Raw genomic sequence first — 19,796 nt, 5'->3', positions numbered from 1 at the left:
GCAGTGCACCGGTGCATCGCGCCGCTCTCGGAGCGGGGCGATCCTGCCTCGGCAGCAGGTTCAATATGTCTTAATGAAATTAGTAAATTCAAAAATAGTATTTATTTGAATATAAAACTGTCTCTACCATTGCGTCTCATTGGTTCGACCGGATGAGCGGTTGCCATTTTTTCACCCGGGCGCTGGTGTCGGCGGGCCGGCAGACAAACGCACAAAAGGGATGACATGCAAAGGTGTTGACGCTCGGTCCAGCTGTTCCAGGCCCCCTAATCATGCGCCACGGTGCGGCATGCACGCCCGCATCCGGAGGCTGACACCCGCATTCCATCTTCAGAGAAACCCCATGAAGCATTTCGTTCGCAACACGTTGATCGGCGCAATGGCCGCCCTCACGATGGCCGGCGCCGCGCTGGCACAGACCGTCGAGATCCTGAACGTCTCCTACGATCCCACTCGGGAGTTCTACCGCGAGTACAACGCCGCTTTTGCCAAGCACTGGAAGCAGGAGAGTGGCCAGGATGTCGTGGTACGTCAGTCGCATGGCGGATCCGGTTCGCAGGCACGTAACGTGATCGATGGACAACCCGCCGACGTGGTCACGCTGGCACTGGCCTACGATGTGGATGCGCTGCGCCAGCGCGCGCAGCTCATTCCCGAGAACTGGCAGTCGCGCCTGCCGTCCAACAGCTCACCCTACACCTCGACCATCGTGCTGCTGGTGCGCAAGGGCAATCCCAAGAACATTCAGGACTGGGACGATCTGGTGCGCGACGATGTCGAGGTCATCACCCCCAACCCGAAGACGTCCGGTGGCGCACGCTGGAACTATCTTGCCGCCTGGGGCTACGCGCTCAAGAAGAATGACGGCGACCAGGACAAGGCCTATGCCTTCGTCGAACGCCTGTTCCAGAATGTACCGGTGTTGGACTCCGGTGCGCGGGGCGCGACCAACACCTTTGTGCAGCGTCGCCTTGGCGACGTGTTCATTGCATGGGAGAACGAGGCGATTCTTTCGGTCGAGCAGCTGGGCAAGGGGCAGTATGAGATCGTCGTGCCGTCGGTGAGCATCCTGGCCGAACCACCCGTGACGGTGGTGGACAAGGTGGTGGATCAGCGCGGCACCCGCGCAGTCGCCGAGGCGTATCTGGAGTACCTCTATAGCAAGGAGGGCCAGCGCATCGCCGGCAAGCACTATTACCGGCCGACCGATCCTGAAGTGGCCAAAGAGTTTGCCGAGCAGTTCCCCCAGCTTGAGCTGTTCACGATCGATGAAGTGTTCGGTGGCTGGGGCAAGGCCCAGGCCGAGCACTTCAATGACGGCGGCAGGTTCGATTCCATCCTTGAGGCGCTGGCCAAGCGCTGATGCGCCAGGAGTGAGCGAGGCAATGCCCGCCTAGCGGGCATTGCCCCTTTCGGGCGGCCGCTCCCTGATCGCACGAGTTCCCACAGAACCATTCTCAAGCCATGCCATCCGCTGCTGTTCGCGCCAAGCGACCCGTCATCCCTGGATTTGGGTTGACGATGGGATTCACGCTGCTCTATCTGACTTTCATTTTCATGATCCCCGTCGGTGGACTGCTGCTCTACACGTCCACGATGAGCTGGGAGGACTTTTGGAGCGCCATCAGCCATCCGCAGGTGGTGGCGTCCTACAAGCTGTCGATTGGTGCGTCACTGATCGGCGCCACCATCAATCTGGTGTTCGGCGGACTCGTGGCGTGGGTGCTGGTGCGCTATCACTTTCCGGGCCGCAAGTTCATCGACGCACTGGTTGATCTGCCATTTGCGTTGCCCACGGCCGTGGCCGGCATTGCGCTGGTGACGCTGTATGCGTCCACCGGTTGGGTCGGCCAGTATCTGGAGGTCCATGGCATTCGCATCGCCTACACCCAGTTGGGTGTGATCGTTGCGCTCACCTACATCGGCCTGCCATTCGTGGTGCGTACGGTCCAGCCCGTACTGGAGGATCTGGACGCCGAGCGGGAGGAAGCGTCTGCCAGCCTGGGTGCCTCGCGCCTGACGACACTGCGGCGAGTCGTGCTGCCCGCACTGCTGCCAGCGTTGCTGACCGGCTATGCGCTGGCCTTTGCGCGCGCGCTGGGCGAATATGGCTCGGTGGTCTTCATCTCCGGCAACTTGCCCTATCGCACCGAGATCGCGCCCTTGCTGATCGTGCAGAAGACCGAGCAATACGACTACCAGGGCGCAGCCGCAATCGGCACGGTGCTGCTGCTGGCGGCATTTTTGCTGTTGCTGGCCATCAATGGGCTGCAGTGGTGGACTTCGCGTCGCAGCCAGTGAAGGAGTCAGTGCAATGACGGAAACAACATCCTCTGCAAAGCCAGAGCTGCTGGCGATCGCCAGCTTGGCAGATGACACGCGTCTGCGGGCGGGAGCCGCGGCGCGCCGCCGCGCCAAGTCCGGCGTGTGGCGCCGCGCCAACGAGGAGCCGGCGTGGTTGCGTTGGACGCTGATCGGCATAGCGCTCACTTTCCTCACGCTGATGCTGGTGCTGCCGTTGGTCGTGGTGATTTACGGGGCGTTCGAGCAGGGACTGCGCGTCTGGTGGGAGGCGATCAAGGAGCCTGATTCGCTGGCAGCCATTCGTCTGTCGCTTTTTGTCGTGCTGATCGTAGTGCCCGTCAACACCATCTTCGGCGTTGCGGCGGCCTGGGCGATTGCCAAGTTCGAGTTCCGCGGCAAGTCGGTGCTGATCTCCATCATCGACATGCCGTTTGCGATCTCACCAGTCGTGGTCGGGCTGATCTTCGTGATCCTGTTCGGCTCGCAGGGTTGGCTCGGGCCGTGGCTGTCCGAGCATGACATCCGCATCATCTTTGCCGTGCCTGCCATCGTCATCGTCATTCTGTTCGGAACCATGCCGTTCATTGCACGCGAGCTGATTCCGCTGATGCAGCAGCAGGGCAAGGAGGAGGAGGAAGCGTCACTGACACTGGGAGCCAATGGCTGGCGCACGTTCCTGCGCGTGACGCTGCCCAACATCAAGTGGGGACTGATCTACGGCGTGATCCTCTGCAACGCCCGGGCACTGGGCGAGTTCGGTGCGGTGGCCGTCGTCTCCGGGCGGGTGCGGGGCGAGACCAACACCATGCCGCTGCACATCGAGGTGCTCTACAACGAGTACATGTTCACGGCGGCGTTTGCGGTTTCCTCACTGCTGACCGGACTGGCGTTGCTGACGATTGCGCTCAAGAGCCTGGTCGAATGGATGGATGCGCGCCATCACGTTCATGAATGAGGCAGGCGAGATCGCCGGACTTATCCGAATCCGAAATTCACTCAAGGTACTGCCATGAGCATCGAAGTACAACACGTCAACAAGCGTTTCGGCGATTTCGTCGCCGTCGACAATGTCAGCCTGCAGTTCAACGAGGGGGAGTTGACAGCGCTGCTGGGGCCATCGGGCTCGGGCAAGACCACGCTGCTGCGCATCATCGCAGGGCTGGAGCAGCCCGACAGCGGAACCATCCGCTTTCACGGGCAGGATGTGACTGACCAGCACGTCAGCAGTCGGGGCGTCGGCTTCGTGTTTCAGCATTACGCACTGTTCAAGCACATGACGGTATTCGACAACGTTGCTTATGGCCTGACGGTACGGCCGCGCGCGACACGGCCCAGCAAGCAGGAAATTCGGCGGCGCGTGATGCATCTGCTGGAGATGGTGCAGCTGCACTGGACGGCCGATCGCATGCCTTCGCAGCTCTCCGGCGGTCAGCGTCAGCGCATCGCGCTGGCGCGGGCGCTGGCCGTCGAGCCCCGCGTGCTACTGCTGGATGAACCGTTTGGCGCGCTGGACGCCAAGGTCCGCGCCGAGTTGCGCGCCTGGCTGCGCCGTCTGCATGATGAGATCCACGTCACCAGCCTGTTTGTTACGCATGATCAGGAGGAGGCATTGGAAGTCTCCGATCGCGTGGTCGTAATGAACAAGGGGCGCGTTGAGCAGGACGGCGATCCGCAGACGCTGTACGACCAGCCAGCCAATCCCTTCGTGTACGACTTTCTCGGTAACGTCAACCTGTTCCGTGCCCGCATCCGTGACGGCTATGCCGACATCGGCAGCTTGCGCCTGCGCACGCCGGAGTATGCGGGCCAGAAGGACAGCCCTGCCATCGCCTACATCCGTCCGCACGACATCGAGGTGTTCAATGTACCTGCCGATGGGGCGCTGCCCGCACGCATCGAACGCGTGGCGGTGGTCGGACCGCGCGTGCGGCTGGAGCTGCGCACCGAGGCCAGTGACGAGGTGGTGCATGCGGAACTGTCCAAGCGGCACTACCTTGCCCTGACGTTGCAGCAAGGGGGCAGCGCCTGGATCCGGCCTGTCAACGCGCGCGTCTTCCTTGACGACGAGGCGGTGGCGGCGTAAGAACCTGTTCACGATCTTCTCATGTGCCGTGCTGCTCTGGCTGCGGCGGCTGCGCAGCGAAGCCATGGCGAAAGACTTCTCGCAGGTGGCTGATTAGTGCCTGCACGGCGCGCGGCACGCTGGGAGCCCAGGGGCGCAGCGCATAGATCCTCTCGCCAAAATAGCCCTGCACTTGCCAGCGTGGCAACACGGGCAATAGCGCCTGCGGATCGTTGACCGTCGGCGTTCCGGTGATGGCACTGAAGTCCGGCAACAGCGCGATGCCCAGGCCCGCCTGGGCTGCCTGCCGCAGGACCTCGCTGTTGTTGGCCTTGACTGGACCCTGGATGGGCACGGTGACCGGCTCGCGGCCGGTGCGTGTGAGCGTCCAGCTTTGCGGGGTGCTGCGTCCGCGCAGGTACAGCAGGCAGGCGTGCTGCGCCAGTTCCTGTGGCATGCGCGGCGTGCCGTAGCGCGTCAGGTAGGCGCGGCTGGCCACCAGCAGGCTGCGGCTGCCACACAGCTCCCAGGCAACCAGATTGTCCGGCGGTGCGGCGCTGTGCCGGATGGCCAGATCGAAGCCTTCCTGCACCAGATTGGTCAGGCGGTCATTGAGGTCCAGTTCGACGTGGATGCCGGGAAATCGCTGCAGAAACTGGGCGAGGGCAGGCATCAGATGTTGGCGTCCCAGCGCCACTGGTGTGGTGATGCGCACCACGCCGCGCGGCGTCTCGGCCAGATCACGCACTGCAGCAAAGCTGTGCGCAATGCGGGCGAATGCCGGCCCTGTCTCTGCCACCAGCTGCTCGCCCGCGGCGGTCAGCACCACTGCGCGGGTCGAGCGTTGCACCAGTGGTACGCCCGCGGTGCGCTCCAGCGCACTGATGTGCTGACTGACAGTGGCCTTGGACAGGCCGAGCTGGCGCGCCGCCTCTGTATAGCTGCGCGTGCGGCCAATGATGGTCAGCAGGTGCAGGTCATTGAAAAGGTGCTGGGTTCGGGCGTCGCCGGAAAGGGCATTGGCTGTGTCTGGCCTGGATTCATTGTTTGGCATGACAAACAATGTAGTCGAAGTTTTTGGCTTTTCAAACCTTGCGCATGTTCCTAGACTGGCCCCAGCGCTGTATGCCCTGCGAACCTGTCCGCGATCCTTCCGTACGCCACCTTCGTACGCTGCGAACGACGAACGGGTTCCAGGGGCTTGCCGCACGTCTTCAACCGAGCAGGAGTGCATTTGATGAATCCGACAACCATCGCCCACTGGATCGCTGGTCAGCGCCAGGCTGCCAGCAGTGGCAAAAGCCAGGTGGTCACCAATCCCGCGACCGGTGCCGTGACGGCAGAGGTCCAGTTTGCCAGTGTGGCGGACGTGGATGCTGCGGTCGCCGCTGCCAGGGCTGCCTTTCCGGCTTGGGCCGCACTGCCGGCGCTGCGACGTGCACGCATTCTGTTCAAGTTCCTGGAGCTGCTCAATGCGCACCGCGATGATCTGGCGCGCATGATCACGGCCGAACACGGCAAGGTCTTTACCGATGCGCAGGGTGAGGTCACGCGCGGCATCGAGATCGTCGAGTTCGCCTGCGGCATTCCCCAGCTGCTCAAGAGTGGCTATACCGAACAGGTTTCCACCAACATTGACAACTGGACGCTGCGGCAGCCGCTGGGGGTGGTTGCCGGTATCACGCCGTTCAACTTTCCAGTGATGGTGCCGATGTGGATGTTTCCGGTGGCGCTGGCCTGCGGCAATACCTTTGTGCTCAAGCCCAGTCCGACCGATCCCAGCCCCAGTCTGTTTCTTGCCGAATTACTCCAGCGGGCGGGGCTGCCCGATGGCGTGTTCAACGTGGTGCAGGGTGACAAAGTGGCGGTCGATGCTTTGCTGGAGCATCCGGATGTCAAGGCGCTGTCCTTCGTGGGATCGACACCGATTGCCAATTACGTCTACGAGACCGGCGCGCACCACGGCAAGCGCGTGCAGGCGCTCGGCGGCGCCAAAAACCATCTGGTGGTGATGCCCGATGCGGACATGGACCAGGTCGTCGACGCCTTGATCGGCGCTGCCTACGGCTCAGCGGGCGAGCGCTGCATGGCTGTCAGCGTGGCCGTGTTCGTGGGCGAGGGTACAGCAGAGAAAGTGCTGCCCAAGTTGATCGCGCGTACCAAGGCGTTGAAGGTGCTCAAGGGCGACAATCTGGAAGCGGAGATGGGCCCGATCGTCACCCGTGCAGCGCTTGAGCGCATCACTGGTTACATCGAGCAGGGCGTCCAGGAAGGCGCCCAGCTGTTGGTGGATGGCCGCAACTTCGACGGCAGCCGCGCCGGCGAGGGCTGCAGCGGTGGCTTCTGGCTCGGTGGCACGCTGTTTGACCATGTCACCACCGACATGCGCATCTACAAGGAAGAGATTTTCGGCCCGGTGCTGGCCTGCGTGCGCGTGAAGGATTTTGGCGAGGCCGTGGACATCATCAACGCCCACGCGTTCGGCAATGGCGTGTCCTGCTACACGCGCGATGGCCATATCGCACGCGAGTTCGGACGCCGCATTGAAGTCGGCATGGTTGGCATCAACGTGCCGATTCCGGTGCCGATGGCCTGGCACGGCTTTGGCGGCTGGAAGAAAAGCCTGTTTGGCGACATGCATGCCTACGGCGAGGAGGGCGTGCGCTTCTATACGCGACAAAAGAGCATCATGCAGCGCTGGCCACAGGCAACCGCCAAGGGTGCAGAATTCGCGATGCCGACCAGCAAGTGAGTGCCAATGCCCTGCCATCGCCGCAGGGCAATAGGGTCAGAAGGCCGCGCACATGCGTGGATCGTGCGCGATGACAGCGATGAGAACAACGACAGGAGACAACCATGTACCAGGCGGGCACAGCGGCCGCAGCGCCACTGCAGTTTGATTACATCGTCATCGGAGCGGGCTCGGCCGGGGCGCTGCTGGCCAACCGGCTCAGCAGCAATCCGGCCCATCGCGTGCTGCTGATCGAGGCGGGCGGACGGGACAACTACCATTGGATCCACATTCCCGTCGGCTACTTGTACTGCATCGGTAACCCGCGTACCGACTGGCTGTATTGCACTGAACCAGCACCGGGCCTCAATGGCCGGACCCTGCGCTATCCGCGCGGCAAGGTCCTGGGAGGTTGCTCCAGCATCAATGGCATGATCTACATGCGTGGTCAGGCGCGGGACTACGACCATTGGGCACAGCTGACTGGCGACGCGTCGTGGAGTTGGCAGCATGTGCTGCCTTACTTCATGCGCCATGAGGACCACTATCGGCTCGATGCAGATGCGCCGCCATTTGCGTCGGCGGAGCAGCAGCGCACATTTGCCCGCTTTCACAGTGGCGCGCGCAATCCGCCGGATGCCCCAGCGGGCACGGGGCGCGAATGGCGGGTTGAAAGGCAGCGACTGCGCTGGCCCATCCTGGAAGCCTTCGCCCACGCCTGCGAGCAGGCCGGTATTCCCGCCACAGAAGACTTCAATCAAGGGGACAATGAAGGCGTCAGCTATTTCGAGGTGAACCAGAAATCGGGCTGGCGCTGGAACACGGCCAAGGCGTTTCTGCGGCCGATTGCGCGCAGGCCCAATTTCACACTTTGGACGGGCGCACAAGTACGGAAATTGGCGCTGGAGCGGCAAGCAGACGGCAGTTTGCGCTGCACTGGCGTGCAGGTCTTTCATGACCGAGAGTGCATGACGGTACAGGTGCGCTGCGAAGTGGTGCTCAGTGCGGGAAGCATTGGCTCACCCCAGATCCTGCAGCTGTCTGGCATTGGCGACGGGGCGCTGCTGCAACGCCACGGCATTGGCGTGCAGGCCGATCTGCCGGGCGTTGGGGAGAACCTGCAGGACCACCTGCAGATTCGCTCGGTCTATCGCGTCGAAGGCGCGCGCACGCTCAATACCGTGGCAGGCAGGCTGTGGGGCAAAGGCATGATCGGGCTGGAGTACCTTCTCAGGCGCAGTGGCCCGATGAGCATGGCGCCGTCCCAGCTGGGCGCTTTCACACGCTCGGATGCCAGCCAGCCATACCCCAACATCCAGTATCACGTGCAGCCGCTCAGTTTGGATGCCTTTGGCGAGCCGCTGCACGCGTTCGATGCTTTCACTGCCAGCGTCTGCAATCTCAACCCCACGTCACGTGGCAGCGTGCGTATCCAGTCGCCGGATTTTCAGGTGGCACCAGCAATCGCGCCGAACTACCTGCAGACGCCTGAAGATCGCCAGGTGGCGGCCGACAGCCTGCGGGTGACGCGCCGCATCGTCGCGCAGCCGGCGCTGGCGGGGTTCCGCCCGGTCGAGTGGAAGCCCGGCCTGCAATACCAAAGTGATGAGGAGCTGGCCCGGCTGGCCGGTGACATCGCCACTACCATCTTCCATCCGGTGGGCACCTGCAAGATGGGCGGTGATGCGGATGCGCAGGCCGTCGTTGACAGCCGACTGCGCGTACGGGATGGCCGGGGCGGGCGCATCGCCGGGCTGCGTGTGGTCGACGCCAGCGTGATGCCCACCATCACCAGCGGCAATACCAACAGCCCGACGCTGATGATTGCCGAGAAGGCCGCCGCCGATATCCTGCAGGCCGCATGGAGGTGGTGAACAGAACGGCCTCCATGGCGGCGAACCGCGTCAGAGAAACACGACGGTCTTGCTGCCGTTGATCAGGATGCGGTGCTCGCTGTGCCACTTGACGGCGCGTGCCAGCACCTGGCTTTCGGTGTCGCGCCCGCGCGCAGTGAGGTCCTCCACCGAATCGGTGTGGGAGGCGCGAGCGACGTCCTGCTCGATGATTGGGCCCTCGTCCAGATCGGCCGTGACATAGTGAGCCGTGGCGCCGATCAGCTTGACGCCGCGCTCATGCGCCTGGTAGTAGGGCCGCGCGCCCTTGAAGCTCGGCAGGAAGCTGTGGTGGATGTTGATGGCCCGGCCGCTGAGCTTGGCGCTCAAGTCGTCCGAGAGAATCTGCATGTAGCGGGCCAGCACGACCAGTTCGGCCTTCTCGTTCTGGATGATCTCGTACTGGCGAGCCTCTGCCGCAGCCTTGGTATCGGCCGTCACCGGTACGTGGTGGAAGGGCACGTTGTAGCTGGCCGCAAGCTGGTAGAAGTCGCGGTGGTTGCTGATGATGGCGCGGATGTCGATCGGCAGCAGACCGCTCTTCCAGCGAAACAGCAGGTCGTTGAGGCAGTGGCCTTCGCGACTGACGAACACCACGGTCGGCACGGGTTTGCGCGCATCGTGGAGTTTCCAGGCCATCTCGAACGCCGGCGCGAATGCGGCCAGGCTTTGCTGCAGCTCCTCCAGGCTCTGCCCTTCGACGGAAAAGCGCACCCGCATGAAGAACAGGCCGGTGCTCTGGTCGTTGAACTGGGCCGCTTCGTCGATGTTGGCGCCCTTGTCGAGCAGAAAGCCGGAGACGGCATGCACCAGACCTTTACGGTCCGGGCAGGAGAGGGTAAGAATGTAGGCAGGTGTTGCATCAGACATAAGGAGCGCGATTTTCGCACCAAATCCGTGTGCGTGCGCCGTCACAGCTGGGACTTGATGGGCAGCCAGCTGAGCACGCGCACGAGCGCGCGCTGGCGCCAGCTGCTCAGTGGCTCCTGGGTGTGAACAATCGGAGGATCGCCACGCTCGTGCCAGCGGATGTTGCCTTCGCCATCCAGACGCACCGCATAGCTGTAGGCGGGGCTGGTCAGCAGGCGGTATTCCTCGAGCAGCGCGGCGTACAGCCCTGGGTTGTCAAAGGCCACACCCATCTCGGTGTTGAGGTTGATCGAACGCGAGTCCATGTTGAACGAGCCAATGAAGCCGCGCGAGCCATCAAGGAGGTAGGCCTTGGTATGCAGACTTGCGCCGCTGCTGCCAAACAGGGAGCTTTCGCTGCCTGGGACAGCGCGAATCTCATACAGCGAGAAGCCTTTTTCCAGCAGTTGCCTGCGGTATTGCATATAGCCACTGTGCACGGCCAGCACGTCGTTGGCAGCCAGGGAGTTGGTGATGATGCCCACGTCCGCGCCGTTTGCCGTCAGCGTGGAAAACAACTGCTGCATGCTGTCGTGGTCGGGCACGAAATACGGCGAGATGATGTAGGCGCTTTCCGTGGCCGAGGCGAGATCCTGCATGACATGGCGGTAGAGCCATTGTGTGCGGTCGCCATCAGCGTGCTTGAGAGGTGGGTCAGACAGGATCTGGAAATGCGCGCTCCAGAATGGCGTGAGTGTCCTGGCGAAGTAGCGGATCAGTGCCGGGGACTGGCTGACGCGCTGTAAATACTGGCGTGCCTGATCGCTGCGTGCCTCCTGGCGGATGCTCGCCATCACCTCCGCCAGCGCCGGTGCCTGCTTGCTGCTGAGCGCATCGACCGGAATGGCGGCCTGGCTGTTCCAGAACCGGTCGAAGATGGCGCTGGCCTGGTCGGTGACCGGACCAAACAGCAGCAGGTCGAGATCACGGAAGTTGGTGTCGGCGGCGGCATCGAAATACTCGACGCCGATATTGCGACCGCCCACGATGGCCATGCGGTTGTCGACAATCCAGGCCTTGTTGTGCATGCGATGGTTGATGCTCCAGGCGCGCTGGATCATCTCCAGCAGACGCCCGACACCATCGCGGTTGCGAAACGGGTTGTACAGGCGCACTTCGATGCGGGGATGCTGGCTCATGGCCAGCAGCGCCGGATCCTTGCCGGCCATGGTGATGTCATCGAGCAGCATGCGCACGCGCACGCCCCGTTCGGCCGCTTCCCACAGTGCCTTGAGCAGCAGGTGGCCGGTGATGTCGTCCTTCCAGATGTAGTACTGCACGTCGATGCTGCGCCCGGCCTGCCGTGCCGACATGGCGCGTGCGGCAAAAGCGTCCAGGCCTTCGGTGAGCATCAGTGCACCACTTTGGCCTGGCGGACGCTGATCCAGCAGTGGTTCAACCTCACGATCGATGGCGGTCTCACCGGGCGTGACGGCCAGGACATGACTGGGTGCGCCGCTGGCTCTCGGTGTCAGGTGCTCGGCAAGCAAAAGGCCACTAATGGCCAAAACCGCCAGCACGACGAGCAGCCACGCGATGGTGAGAAGAAGGTGTTTGCGCATGCGACGAGGGCGTTGGGAGAAGGGAGTGGTCCTGTCGTGACCAGTGATCGCGCGGATCAGGGCAGGGCGTCGCCTTCGCCCTCTCCGAGGGGCCTGCGCATTGTAGGCCGCTGCGAGACACGCAAGCACCGCCGCAAGGCGCGCCGCATGCACGCGGCACGCAAAAGCGGGCCAATGGCCCGCCGCTTACGAAAGCGAAGCAAGCAGTGTAGGCAAGGCGCCTGCGCCTGCGGCATTCAGTGGATCAACACCGGGTGCTGGGCTAGGCCGGTGTAGCTGTCAAGGGTGTCTTCCACCTCTTCCTGCGTGGGCGTGTTGCGTTGCCACTCCTGGATCTGCGCGTGAAAGACCTCGGCCCAGCTGCCGTCCAGATACACCTCACGCCCCGAGCGCTTGTCGACGATCTCGAACCCGTGGCGCACCAGCGCGTGGACGCCTTGCACGGCGGAATCCGCGTGCGCATGGGGCACATCCTGTTGCATGTGGACGACGGAAAAGGCCTCCGAGTCATAAAGAGTATTCATGGAATCCTCCACAGAGATAGGTTCATGCCACATGGTTGGGGGCGTATCGCAGGCTTTCAAGTCAGGGGCGTCGCAGGTTGCTCGGAAATGCGCATGCAGTATGCATGAAAAGTGCCAACGTTTCGGCTCCTGCGATCAATCGCCGCTGCTGTCCTGCGGTGTATAGCGGATCAGACGCAAGTCGACGACATCGCCATCGTCCTCGAAATGGATGCGCACGGGTAGATAGCCTGTCTCGGGAGACAGCCAGATTTCGGCCAACTGGTCATCGGGCTTGCGCGGCATGCGCTGGAGCTGGATGGCCGGCAGTTCGCCAGCCGGCAAAGCGATCGGCGCGATCTCCTGTACCTCGAAGACCCAGAATTCCTGCCGGTTGGTAGCCACCGTCCAGATCGGGATCTGCCGGCCCACCGCACGAACCGAGGGGTCGGCCGCGACTGTTGCGGCAAGCTGGAAGAACACACTCAGGCGATCCTGCGATCCGGCCGGCGCCACCAGCGGCGCGCCCGACTCGGTGGCGCTGGCTGTGCCCTGATCGGGGTTGAAGTCGATGTTGCGGCGCTTACGCGAAGAATCCACGAATTTTTGTGGCGCCAGATGGGTCGCTGCGATGCGCCCCTCACTGGTTTGCCAGCGCGTCCCCACGATGGGGGCGCGGATTGCCTGGCGCGCAGCGTAATGTGCACCATCATGGTGCCACAGTAGTTCCGCTTTTGCGCTGTAGCCGAACCCCGAGATTTTTCCCTTTACCTCGAAGTCCATCTTGGCGGGTGCGGGCACGGCAATCGCTGCTGGCAACGGAATCACCGGTGCCGGCGTGGTGGCAAGCGCAGTTTGCCATACCAGCATACACAGCAGGCCGACAGTTACAAAGGGATGGAGGCTGCGGCGCGTCAGCGCGTGCATTGGCGAGAGAATATGGGCCATGGCGTCCTTTTTGATGCACAAGTATGCGCAAGCCTGTGTGGGATGTTTTTGCGCGTATGGTGGTGCGAAACCTCCATTCAGCGAGCTGAAAACGTGTGTCGAGTTCCGTCGTTGGAGTGTCAAGCAGGCTCTCAGAAATCCAGCAGACTGAGCCCAACCGTCAACACCGTACGCTTGAAGTTGTAATCCAGCGTGCTGTCGCCGTAACCGTGGAATATGCCGGTGTAAAGATGCAGATTGCTTCTGCCGCCAGCAAAGCCTTCGCCCAGTGCGTGGTACCACTCCAGCCTGGCGGAGCCGCCCCGTCCTCCCTGCAGGGAGTGGCGCAGCGTCAGCGCCAGGCTGTTGCGATCGTCGAGGGTCCAGTTGCTCAGCAGCTCGGCACGGCCGATCAAGCGCTCGATGCGGGGATTGTCGTCATCTTCAACATCTTCGCTGACGCGCTGCCAGAAGCGCCCCTGTACGAACCACCGCGTGCCGATGTCTGCGCCAAGCATGGCGTAGTACCGGTTCCAGCTGCGCGACAGCGGATTGCTGCGACCGTTGGACTGGTGGTTGAGACCCAATCCCGCATAGCGCAGCCGCACGTCACCAGGGAGCTGCCACTCCAGCGGATAGACGTACATGATCTCCGGCTGATGGTCGGTGTTGCGGAAAGGGCGCGAGATACCGGCGTTGAACACCTGCCAGCTGGCGTTGAGTGTGTAGCCAAACCACAAGGAATCGCGTTTGCTCGGGTGGCCCCGCGTGAGCAGATTGCTGGCCAGTTTGGTGCGCACTGACAGCTGGATATTGGCTTCCTCATGCTGATAGGGCTGATAGCTGGCCAGCCCGTTGAGCGGCGAAGGCGAGTAGGGCTGGCGGTTGATGCGGTCGCCGATCGAAACGGCAATCGTCTGCGGGCGGTAGCCGCGCAGGCGGAAGTTGCCACAATCGGTGTCACTGGTGAGCTCCCAGTATCGGGAGGTACTGTCCAGCGCGCGGTCACGGCAGCCTTCGGCACTGACCGCAGCAAGCGTTGTGGCCAGGCCGGCAGGGGCCTGAACGACGGCCTGTTCGGCGCCCGATGCAGGGGTCGTGCCCTGCGGCTGCGCATGGATGGGTGCGACGCCAACGCCATCCGTGCTGGCCTGCTGCACCTGCTGCCATCGTTGCGCGGAGGCCCAACGGTCGAAACAGGCCAGGCGCTCGCTGTCATTGCCCTCCAGGCGGACGCAGGCCTGCCAGCCGGCATCGGCGCTGGGGACTTCGGCAGTGGCGTCCGTCGTCAGGCTGAACAACGCTGCGCCGAGCGCTGCAGAACCTACCAGATGCAGAGATAGCGGGTGCAACTTGTACCGGGCGGAGGCAGAAGAACAAGGCATGGATCACACAAGGTGAGCAAAGGGTTTCAATGGTGGGAGGGCACCGAAGTGCTGCCAACCATAGCGTACATGCAAACGCGCCGTTGTCAGTTATTGCCCCATGGTCTGGCCGGGGTGGTTTCACCGCATAAGCGAGAAAGGCCGCAGCATGCGCTGCGGCCTTGGCCGAAAGTATCCACCCGACTTGGCGAGTGGCAAAGCCTCTTCAGTGGGCGGGGGGCTTCAGCGCGATGGATTGGGTGGTCTCAACACCGCGGGCAGTCAGGGTCGTCTGTACTTCAATGTAATCCATTTCACGGTACAACTCGGCTGCTGCCATGTTCAATGGCCATGTGATGTAATTGAACAGGGCTTCGAATTCGCTGTCGCTGAAGGCCTCCAGGTCTTCCTTGTCGAGATCCTGCATCAGGTCGGCATAGACGGAACCGGCTACGCCCAGATAAAGGAGCGGAGGCACCTCTGCCGCTGGCGCGTTGATGGCAGTCTGCAGCGCCTGCCGGTTTTCCTCGCCGACGGCAACGCCCAGGGCCTTGTCGCTGACGGCTGCCCAGACGGTCTGCTCCTCACCCAGAAACAGTTGCGCCATGGCCGTATCCAACTGCTTGGGCTCACCGCCAGGCGCCAGGCCCAGCGTGGCCACTTCTGGCACGAAGGTCTGCACCATGCCAATCAGGGCCATTGGATTGGGCGAGGCCACCAGCAAGGTGCCCGCCCCCTGTGCGTTCTCGATGTCGATGTTCGACAGCTCCAGGCGGAAACCGTTGATCCAGCTGGAGGCGGCATACATGATGCCAATGGCCTCGGCGGAATTGCTGGCCATTTCATTGAGGCCTTGCAGGTAGGCACACTGGAACGGTGCGGCATTGACGGCAGCAAATTGCTTTTGCAGCAATGCAGCGGCCGAGGACAGGTTGAGGCCCGCACCGAACACGAACTGGCCACGCTCCGTACCCAGTGCCGGCACAGGCGCGGCCAGTTGCACGAGATCGGACGCCAGGGTCGGCTCGACTTCCCAGAGGGTGTGGATGTCAGCCTGCTTGCTGCTCAGCGCGGTGGCGCCTGCCACGAAGCGCGGCGCCTTGTCAGCCAGTGCCTGCAGTTCGCTGCGGCAGCTTGCATCGACATGCCAGTCGGGCTTTTGTGCCAGTTTGGTGGACAGCCAGGTGTCCTTGCCTTCCTCACCGATCACATCGGCCAGCACGCGCTTGACATCGACAAATCCGCTAGCGCCGCCAGCGAGGTAGCCATACTGCTTGTTGAGGTTGGTGATGACGCCTTCGCTGACGACCGACTGCTCGGGCCGCTGCAGGCCCAACGCTGCAGTCAGCGGGGCCTGATCGCTGCGGACGTCCAGCGTAAGCACCAAGTGCTTGCCCACGATCGCCGAGATCAACCGGGGGGCCTGGGACTCGGGGGCCTCTGCCTCGGCCGTGTCGAAATACCAGTACTTTTGACCATCGATCTCTTCTTGCGGCAGGGGCAGTCCGGCGCGCTGCTGCACTTCTTCAATGAAGGCGGAGAACTTGTCAGGATCGGCTAACTCAAGGCGCAGCACTGGCACGGCATTGACCTCGTAGAACGCGAACAGGCCATTTTCGTCCAGCCCCATACTGGCCAGACCACCAGGTTGCCCGACGCGTTCCTGAAACAGCGCCAGCACGGCATCGGCGCGTTGCTTTGCCTGGGGATCCTCGATGCGCTCTGCGGCGACGCGTCTGGCGCGCTCCAGGCTGTCGCGCAGTGCACCGCCGAGCTGACTGACCCAGCGTGTGTTGAGCGCCTGGTAATCCTTGGGCGCCTGCTTGAGATTGCCGAATGCAAATGCGGTATCCGCGGGTGCGAACGCCAGGGGAATGTCGCGCTGGCCGAAGCCGCCGGTGCCGGCGCAGCCTGCGATGAGTAACGCCACCGCAGTGCCGAGGACGAGGTTCTTGGTCATGTTTTCTCCTTGTTGATTGATGGTCGGCTGCGCGCGCCCTTTGGGCTCACTTGAACTGCACGTCCTGCTGAACCTGCAGCCCCTGTCCGTCAAGCACGTATTGCAGGCGGGTGAAGGCCACGTCTTCATACATGCGTGCGCCGGCAAGCAGCAGCGGCTCCAGCACGTAGCGCAGCTGTTGTTGCGGATCACCGCCGGCGATGGATGCCGGCGACGCGGTCTCCATGTTGGCGACGGCCTGCTGCATCAGCCGGGCGGCATTGACACCATCGGCACCGTAGTACTGCAGCGGAGCGGGCTCGCTCGCCTTGGCCGCAAGGGCGTCTTCAACGGCTTTCTGCTGGTCCGCGCCGATGCCGATGGCCAGGGCCTTGTCGCTGCTGGCAATCCACAATGGTGCATCTGCACCGAGCATGGCGGCCGTAGGCGATTGCAGCGGGCGCGCCTTGCCATCAGGGGCAATGCCTGCAGAGGCCAGCTCCGGCAACATGCTTTGCGCCAGCCCCACCAGCGCCATGGGGTTGCGCGAGGCGATCAGCAGCGTGCCGCTCAGCTGACGGGTCTCGGTGTCGATGGCATCCAGATGCACGCGAATGCCGCTGAAGAATCCGGCTGTGGCAAACAGGCTGGGCAGTGCCTGGCCAACCTGCGCAATGGCCTCGTTGAGTGGCTGCAGCTGCTCGCAGCGGTAGGGCGTGGCGCTAACCGCGTTCGCCTGCTTCTGTAGAAACCCTGCCAGCTGATCGAGATGGATGCCTAGCCCCATTTCAATACCACTGGTTGCACTGCCCAGCCCGGGAACGGGGGCGGTTATCGGCGCCAGCTGGGCAGCGAGATCCGATGCGAGCTCCAGCTGCGCAGCGGCCGTGTAGCGGCTGTCGCTGGCTTGCAGCGTACCGGCCACGAGACGGGGCGCCTTGGCCGCCAGCGATTGCAGTTCCCCCTGGCAAACGACACTTGCTTGCGCGTCCTGCGTATCAGGCGCTGCCAGGTTCAGCCACGTCGTCAGTGCGCGCTGGGTGTCCACCAGCAGGCTGCCGCCATAGGGCTGGTAGCCGTAGATTTCGTGGACCTTGGTCAGTGCTCCGGTGCTGATGATGGATTGGGCCGGTTTCTCCACCCCCAGTAGCGCGGCCAACGTCTCGGCCTGCGTGTGGGGCTGTAGCGCCACCACCAGGTGCTCGCCCACGATGGCAGCGATCAGGCGCGCAGATCCGACCGCTTCGTCCGTGGTGCTGCCGCCTGTCGCCTGCAGCGGCAGGTACCAGAAGGGCTGGTCGCCGACCGAGTCCTGTGCAATGGTCTGGCCAGTGCGCGTCTGCAGCGTATCGATGAACGCGCGGAACTGGTCTGCATCGCTCAACTGCAGCCGCAGCACTGGCGACCCATTCACTTCATAGGCGGCCATCAGGCCATTGAAGGCCAATCCCATGCTTGCCAGCGTTTGCGGCTCCTGCAGACGTTCGCCCACCAGGGTGAGCAAGGCATCGCGGGCAGCGTTCTCACCCTGCGCGGCCAGGCTCTGCTGGGCACGTTGCAGTGACTGCAGCGCTGCCGATTTGAATTGCTCCACCCAGGCTGCGCGGGCGCGCACGAAGGACTCCGGCGCGGGTTCCAGATTGCCATAGACGAATGCGGTGTCGGCAGGCGCAAAGGCCAGGGGAATGCCCTCCTGTGCAGCCTCTTTCTGTGAGCAGGCTGCGAGCGCGGCGGTCAGGGCGAGTGCGATGGCGGTTTTCTTCATGAATGGGAACAGGCAAGGAAATAGGGCGGAGTGGAAACGGATGACTGCTGCTGCGCACGTAGTGCCGCTCGCAGCATGCGCTGAACCGCTCCATTCTTTTTCGGCCCGGCAAATGCGGAAGTAGGTGTTTTTCTCAATCTGATCTGGCCTGCCGGTTGACGTGCAACGATGCTGCAGGCCCCTCCGCCTGCGGTCTGCGCACATCCCAGCTTGCACTGCTCCGGTGCGCACTGACGCCATCATACTGAATCAGTGGGCTGTCGCGCCGAAGTTGTGTGGCGGCCGTCGGGCGTGTGGCGCGCCGCCACCTTGGGGTGTTACCGCTTTTGCTGCGGCATACGGCATACAATAGTGCGCAGTATCACGGCGGATCGACAGTGTTGGTCTGATGGTTGATGAATTTTCCGCACGCATGACATCCTCCGCACTTGTCCCCACGCCCGGCCACGATTTCGCCGATCGCATCGCCGAGGTGAACCGGCATACCGCCGAGACGCGCATCCATGTGCGCGTCAATCTCGACGGCAGCGGCGTCAGCAATCTGCACACGGGCATCGGCTTTTTTGACCACATGCTCGATCAGATCGCCCGCCATGGCCTGATCGATCTGGATGTGCATTGCGAGGGTGATCTGCACATTGACGGGCACCATACGGTCGAGGATGTCGGCATCACCCTGGGGCAGGCGCTGGCGCAGGCAGTTGGCGACAAGAAGGGCCTGCGCCGCTATGGCTATGCGTACGTGCCGCTGGACGAGGCGCTCAGCCGGGCGGTGATTGATCTGTCCGGGCGGCCGGGGCTGTACTTTGACATTCCCTTCACTGCGGCAATGATCGGGCAGTTCGACACCCAGCTGACCTGCGAGTTTTTCCAGGGCTTTGCCAACCATGCGTTGGCGACGGTGCACATCGACAACCTCAAGGGCATCAACGCACACCACCAGGCAGAGACGGCGTTCAAGGCTTTCGGCCGGGCGCTGCGCCAGGCGCTTGAGCGCGACGCGCGCATGGCCGGGGTGATTCCTTCGACCAAGGGCGTGCTCTGACGGGTGGATATTCGGAGGTGGCATGGGGCCGCAGCGGGCTGTCCGCATCGCATCCTCCGGGTATTGCCGGGCGGCGCGCGTTTTCCTCCACCAGCTTCTCTTTTGATTCATGACGAACAGTCCGATTTTGGCGGTGGTCGACTACGGCTCGGGCAATCTGCGCTCGGTCTGGCAGGCGGCGCGCCACGCCGCGGCAGATACCGACTGGCAGGTGGTGCTCACGCAGGACGCGGCCGTCATCCGGTCGGCCCATCGCATCATCTTGCCGGGTCAGGGCGCCATGGCCGACTGCATGCGGGAGTTGCGCGAATCCGGCCTGCTGGAACCGGTGCTGCGCGCAGCAGAGAGCAAGCCCCTGTTTGGCGTGTGTGTGGGCATGCAGATGCTGCTCGACCACAGCGAGGAAGGCGACACGCCATCGCTGGGGCTGATTCCGGGCCGGGTGCAACGTTTTCGGCTGGAGGGGCGGCGCCAACCCGATGGCAGCCGCTACAAGATTCCGCAGATGGGCTGGAACCGCGTCACGCGCCCGCAGGGCCGACCAGCACATCCCATGTGGGCAGGCATTGCCGATGGTAGCTGGTATTACTTCGTGCACAGCTACTACGCGCAGTTGCGCGACGACGCACACTGCGCTGGTCAGGCCGATTACGGCGGCCTGTTTGCCGCCGCGATTGCGCGCGACAACCTGTTTGCCACCCAGTTCCATCCCGAGAAAAGCGCCGATCAGGGCATTGCCCTGTACCGCAACTTTCTGTTCTGGCAACCCTGAGACTTTTCCCCTCCACGACCT

The 19,796-nt window shown here is 63.1% G+C and carries 16 protein-coding genes; 8 read left to right on the top strand and 8 right to left on the bottom strand.

The features are described 5' to 3' along the window. Positions 1-343: 343 nt before the first annotated feature. From AAV94_RS02820 to AAV94_RS02805, 4 genes are all read left to right on the top strand, one after another. A complete protein-coding gene (locus AAV94_RS02820) occupies positions 344-1,363 on the top strand; it encodes a sulfate ABC transporter substrate-binding protein (protein WP_046740803.1) in 1,020 nt (339 codons plus the stop codon). A 101-nt stretch (positions 1,364-1,464) separates the two neighbouring features. Continuing rightward, positions 1,465-2,301, top strand: a complete 837-nt coding sequence (cysT, locus tag AAV94_RS02815; RefSeq protein WP_046740802.1) for a sulfate ABC transporter permease subunit CysT — start codon at positions 1,465-1,467, stop codon at positions 2,299-2,301. Positions 2,302-2,314: 13 nt separating this feature from the next. Next, a complete protein-coding gene (gene cysW / locus AAV94_RS02810; RefSeq protein ID WP_084824703.1) occupies positions 2,315-3,259 on the top strand; it encodes a sulfate ABC transporter permease subunit CysW in 945 nt (314 codons plus the stop codon). Between the two features lie 54 nt (positions 3,260-3,313). Further along, positions 3,314-4,387, top strand: coding sequence for a sulfate/molybdate ABC transporter ATP-binding protein (locus tag AAV94_RS02805; RefSeq protein WP_046740801.1), 1,074 nt, complete (start codon positions 3,314-3,316; stop codon positions 4,385-4,387). A gap of 19 nt (positions 4,388-4,406) precedes the next feature. Here AAV94_RS02805 and AAV94_RS02800 read toward each other — a convergent pair whose 3' ends face one another. After that, positions 4,407-5,420 (bottom strand): LysR family transcriptional regulator, encoded by a 1,014-nt coding sequence (locus AAV94_RS02800; protein ID WP_084824702.1) that lies wholly within the window; start codon positions 5,418-5,420, stop codon positions 4,407-4,409. Between the two features lie 183 nt (positions 5,421-5,603). On the opposite strand from AAV94_RS02800, the gene AAV94_RS02795 reads away from it, so the two are divergent. Further along, a complete protein-coding gene (locus AAV94_RS02795) occupies positions 5,604-7,118 on the top strand; it encodes a CoA-acylating methylmalonate-semialdehyde dehydrogenase (protein ID WP_046740800.1) in 1,515 nt (504 codons plus the stop codon). Positions 7,119-7,222: 104 nt separating this feature from the next. After that, positions 7,223-8,971: a GMC family oxidoreductase gene (locus AAV94_RS02790; protein WP_046740799.1), complete on the top strand. Its 1,749-nt coding sequence runs from the start codon at positions 7,223-7,225 to the stop codon at positions 8,969-8,971. Between the two features lie 30 nt (positions 8,972-9,001). Here the strand turns inward: AAV94_RS02790 and purU are convergent, their stop codons facing one another. The 7 genes from purU to AAV94_RS02755 form a co-directional block, all read right to left on the bottom strand. Continuing rightward, complete coding sequence (gene purU, locus AAV94_RS02785; protein WP_046740798.1) at positions 9,002-9,859, bottom strand: formyltetrahydrofolate deformylase; 858 nt, start codon at positions 9,857-9,859, stop codon at positions 9,002-9,004. A 41-nt stretch (positions 9,860-9,900) separates the two neighbouring features. Then, positions 9,901-11,460, bottom strand: coding sequence for a phospholipase D family protein (locus tag AAV94_RS02780; RefSeq protein ID WP_046740797.1), 1,560 nt, complete (start codon positions 11,458-11,460; stop codon positions 9,901-9,903). A 236-nt stretch (positions 11,461-11,696) separates the two neighbouring features. After that, positions 11,697-11,984, bottom strand: a complete 288-nt coding sequence (locus AAV94_RS02775; RefSeq protein WP_046740796.1) for a BTH_I0359 family protein — start codon at positions 11,982-11,984, stop codon at positions 11,697-11,699. 135 nt (positions 11,985-12,119) lie between these two features. Further along, positions 12,120-12,911, bottom strand: coding sequence for a DUF3108 domain-containing protein (locus AAV94_RS02770; RefSeq protein ID WP_084824701.1), 792 nt, complete (start codon positions 12,909-12,911; stop codon positions 12,120-12,122). Between the two features lie 131 nt (positions 12,912-13,042). Beyond that, on the bottom strand, positions 13,043-14,275 hold the full coding sequence (locus AAV94_RS02765; protein WP_052754879.1) for a phospholipase A: 1,233 nt from the start codon (positions 14,273-14,275) through the stop codon (positions 13,043-13,045). Positions 14,276-14,480: 205 nt separating this feature from the next. Further along, positions 14,481-16,214 (bottom strand): hypothetical protein, encoded by a 1,734-nt coding sequence (locus AAV94_RS02760; RefSeq protein ID WP_156167941.1) that lies wholly within the window; start codon positions 16,212-16,214, stop codon positions 14,481-14,483. A 46-nt stretch (positions 16,215-16,260) separates the two neighbouring features. Next, positions 16,261-17,958, bottom strand: coding sequence for a hypothetical protein (locus AAV94_RS02755; RefSeq protein WP_046740793.1), 1,698 nt, complete (start codon positions 17,956-17,958; stop codon positions 16,261-16,263). 412 nt (positions 17,959-18,370) lie between these two features. On the opposite strand from AAV94_RS02755, the gene hisB reads away from it, so the two are divergent. Beyond that, a complete protein-coding gene (hisB, locus tag AAV94_RS02750) occupies positions 18,371-19,003 on the top strand; it encodes an imidazoleglycerol-phosphate dehydratase HisB (RefSeq protein WP_046740854.1) in 633 nt (210 codons plus the stop codon). A gap of 109 nt (positions 19,004-19,112) precedes the next feature. Continuing rightward, the gene (gene hisH, locus AAV94_RS02745) at positions 19,113-19,775 is read left to right on the top strand and encodes an imidazole glycerol phosphate synthase subunit HisH (RefSeq protein WP_046740792.1); all 663 of its coding nucleotides are present in this window, start codon (positions 19,113-19,115) and stop codon (positions 19,773-19,775) included. The last annotated feature ends 21 nt before the right edge of the window (positions 19,776-19,796 follow it).

This window comes from Lampropedia cohaerens, from assembly GCF_001005215.1.
GTDB lineage: Bacteria > Pseudomonadota > Gammaproteobacteria > Burkholderiales > Burkholderiaceae_C > Lampropedia > Lampropedia cohaerens.
Note: the sequence above shows the minus strand (reverse complement) of the source record. Positions and strands in the feature narration are given on the sequence as shown.

What these genes read in the sequence shown, in the direction of transcription:
- AAV94_RS02820 (WP_046740803.1), top strand. Translation starts at nt 344, where the DNA reads ATGAAGCATTTCGTTCGCAACACGTTGATCGGCGCAATGGCCGCCCTC.
- AAV94_RS02805 (WP_046740801.1), top strand. Translation starts at nt 3,314, where the DNA reads ATGAGCATCGAAGTACAACACGTCAACAAGCGTTTCGGCGATTTCGTC.
- AAV94_RS02795 (WP_046740800.1), top strand. Translation starts at nt 5,604, where the DNA reads ATGAATCCGACAACCATCGCCCACTGGATCGCTGGTCAGCGCCAGGCT.
- AAV94_RS02760 (WP_156167941.1), bottom strand. Translation starts at nt 16,214, where the DNA reads ATGACCAAGAACCTCGTCCTCGGCACTGCGGTGGCGTTACTCATCGCA.
- hisB (WP_046740854.1), top strand. Translation starts at nt 18,371, where the DNA reads ATGACATCCTCCGCACTTGTCCCCACGCCCGGCCACGATTTCGCCGAT.
- AAV94_RS02770 (WP_084824701.1), bottom strand. Translation starts at nt 12,911, where the DNA reads ATGGCCCATATTCTCTCGCCAATGCACGCGCTGACGCGCCGCAGCCTC.
- AAV94_RS02765 (WP_052754879.1), bottom strand. Translation starts at nt 14,275, where the DNA reads ATGCCTTGTTCTTCTGCCTCCGCCCGGTACAAGTTGCACCCGCTATCT.
- AAV94_RS02790 (WP_046740799.1), top strand. Translation starts at nt 7,223, where the DNA reads ATGTACCAGGCGGGCACAGCGGCCGCAGCGCCACTGCAGTTTGATTAC.
- AAV94_RS02780 (WP_046740797.1), bottom strand. Translation starts at nt 11,460, where the DNA reads ATGCGCAAACACCTTCTTCTCACCATCGCGTGGCTGCTCGTCGTGCTG.
- AAV94_RS02755 (WP_046740793.1), bottom strand. Translation starts at nt 17,958, where the DNA reads ATGAAGAAAACCGCCATCGCACTCGCCCTGACCGCCGCGCTCGCAGCC.
- hisH (WP_046740792.1), top strand. Translation starts at nt 19,113, where the DNA reads ATGACGAACAGTCCGATTTTGGCGGTGGTCGACTACGGCTCGGGCAAT.
- purU (WP_046740798.1), bottom strand. Translation starts at nt 9,859, where the DNA reads ATGTCTGATGCAACACCTGCCTACATTCTTACCCTCTCCTGCCCGGAC.
- cysT (WP_046740802.1), top strand. Translation starts at nt 1,465, where the DNA reads ATGCCATCCGCTGCTGTTCGCGCCAAGCGACCCGTCATCCCTGGATTT.
- AAV94_RS02775 (WP_046740796.1), bottom strand. Translation starts at nt 11,984, where the DNA reads ATGAATACTCTTTATGACTCGGAGGCCTTTTCCGTCGTCCACATGCAA.
- cysW (WP_084824703.1), top strand. Translation starts at nt 2,315, where the DNA reads ATGACGGAAACAACATCCTCTGCAAAGCCAGAGCTGCTGGCGATCGCC.
- AAV94_RS02800 (WP_084824702.1), bottom strand. Translation starts at nt 5,420, where the DNA reads ATGCCAAACAATGAATCCAGGCCAGACACAGCCAATGCCCTTTCCGGC.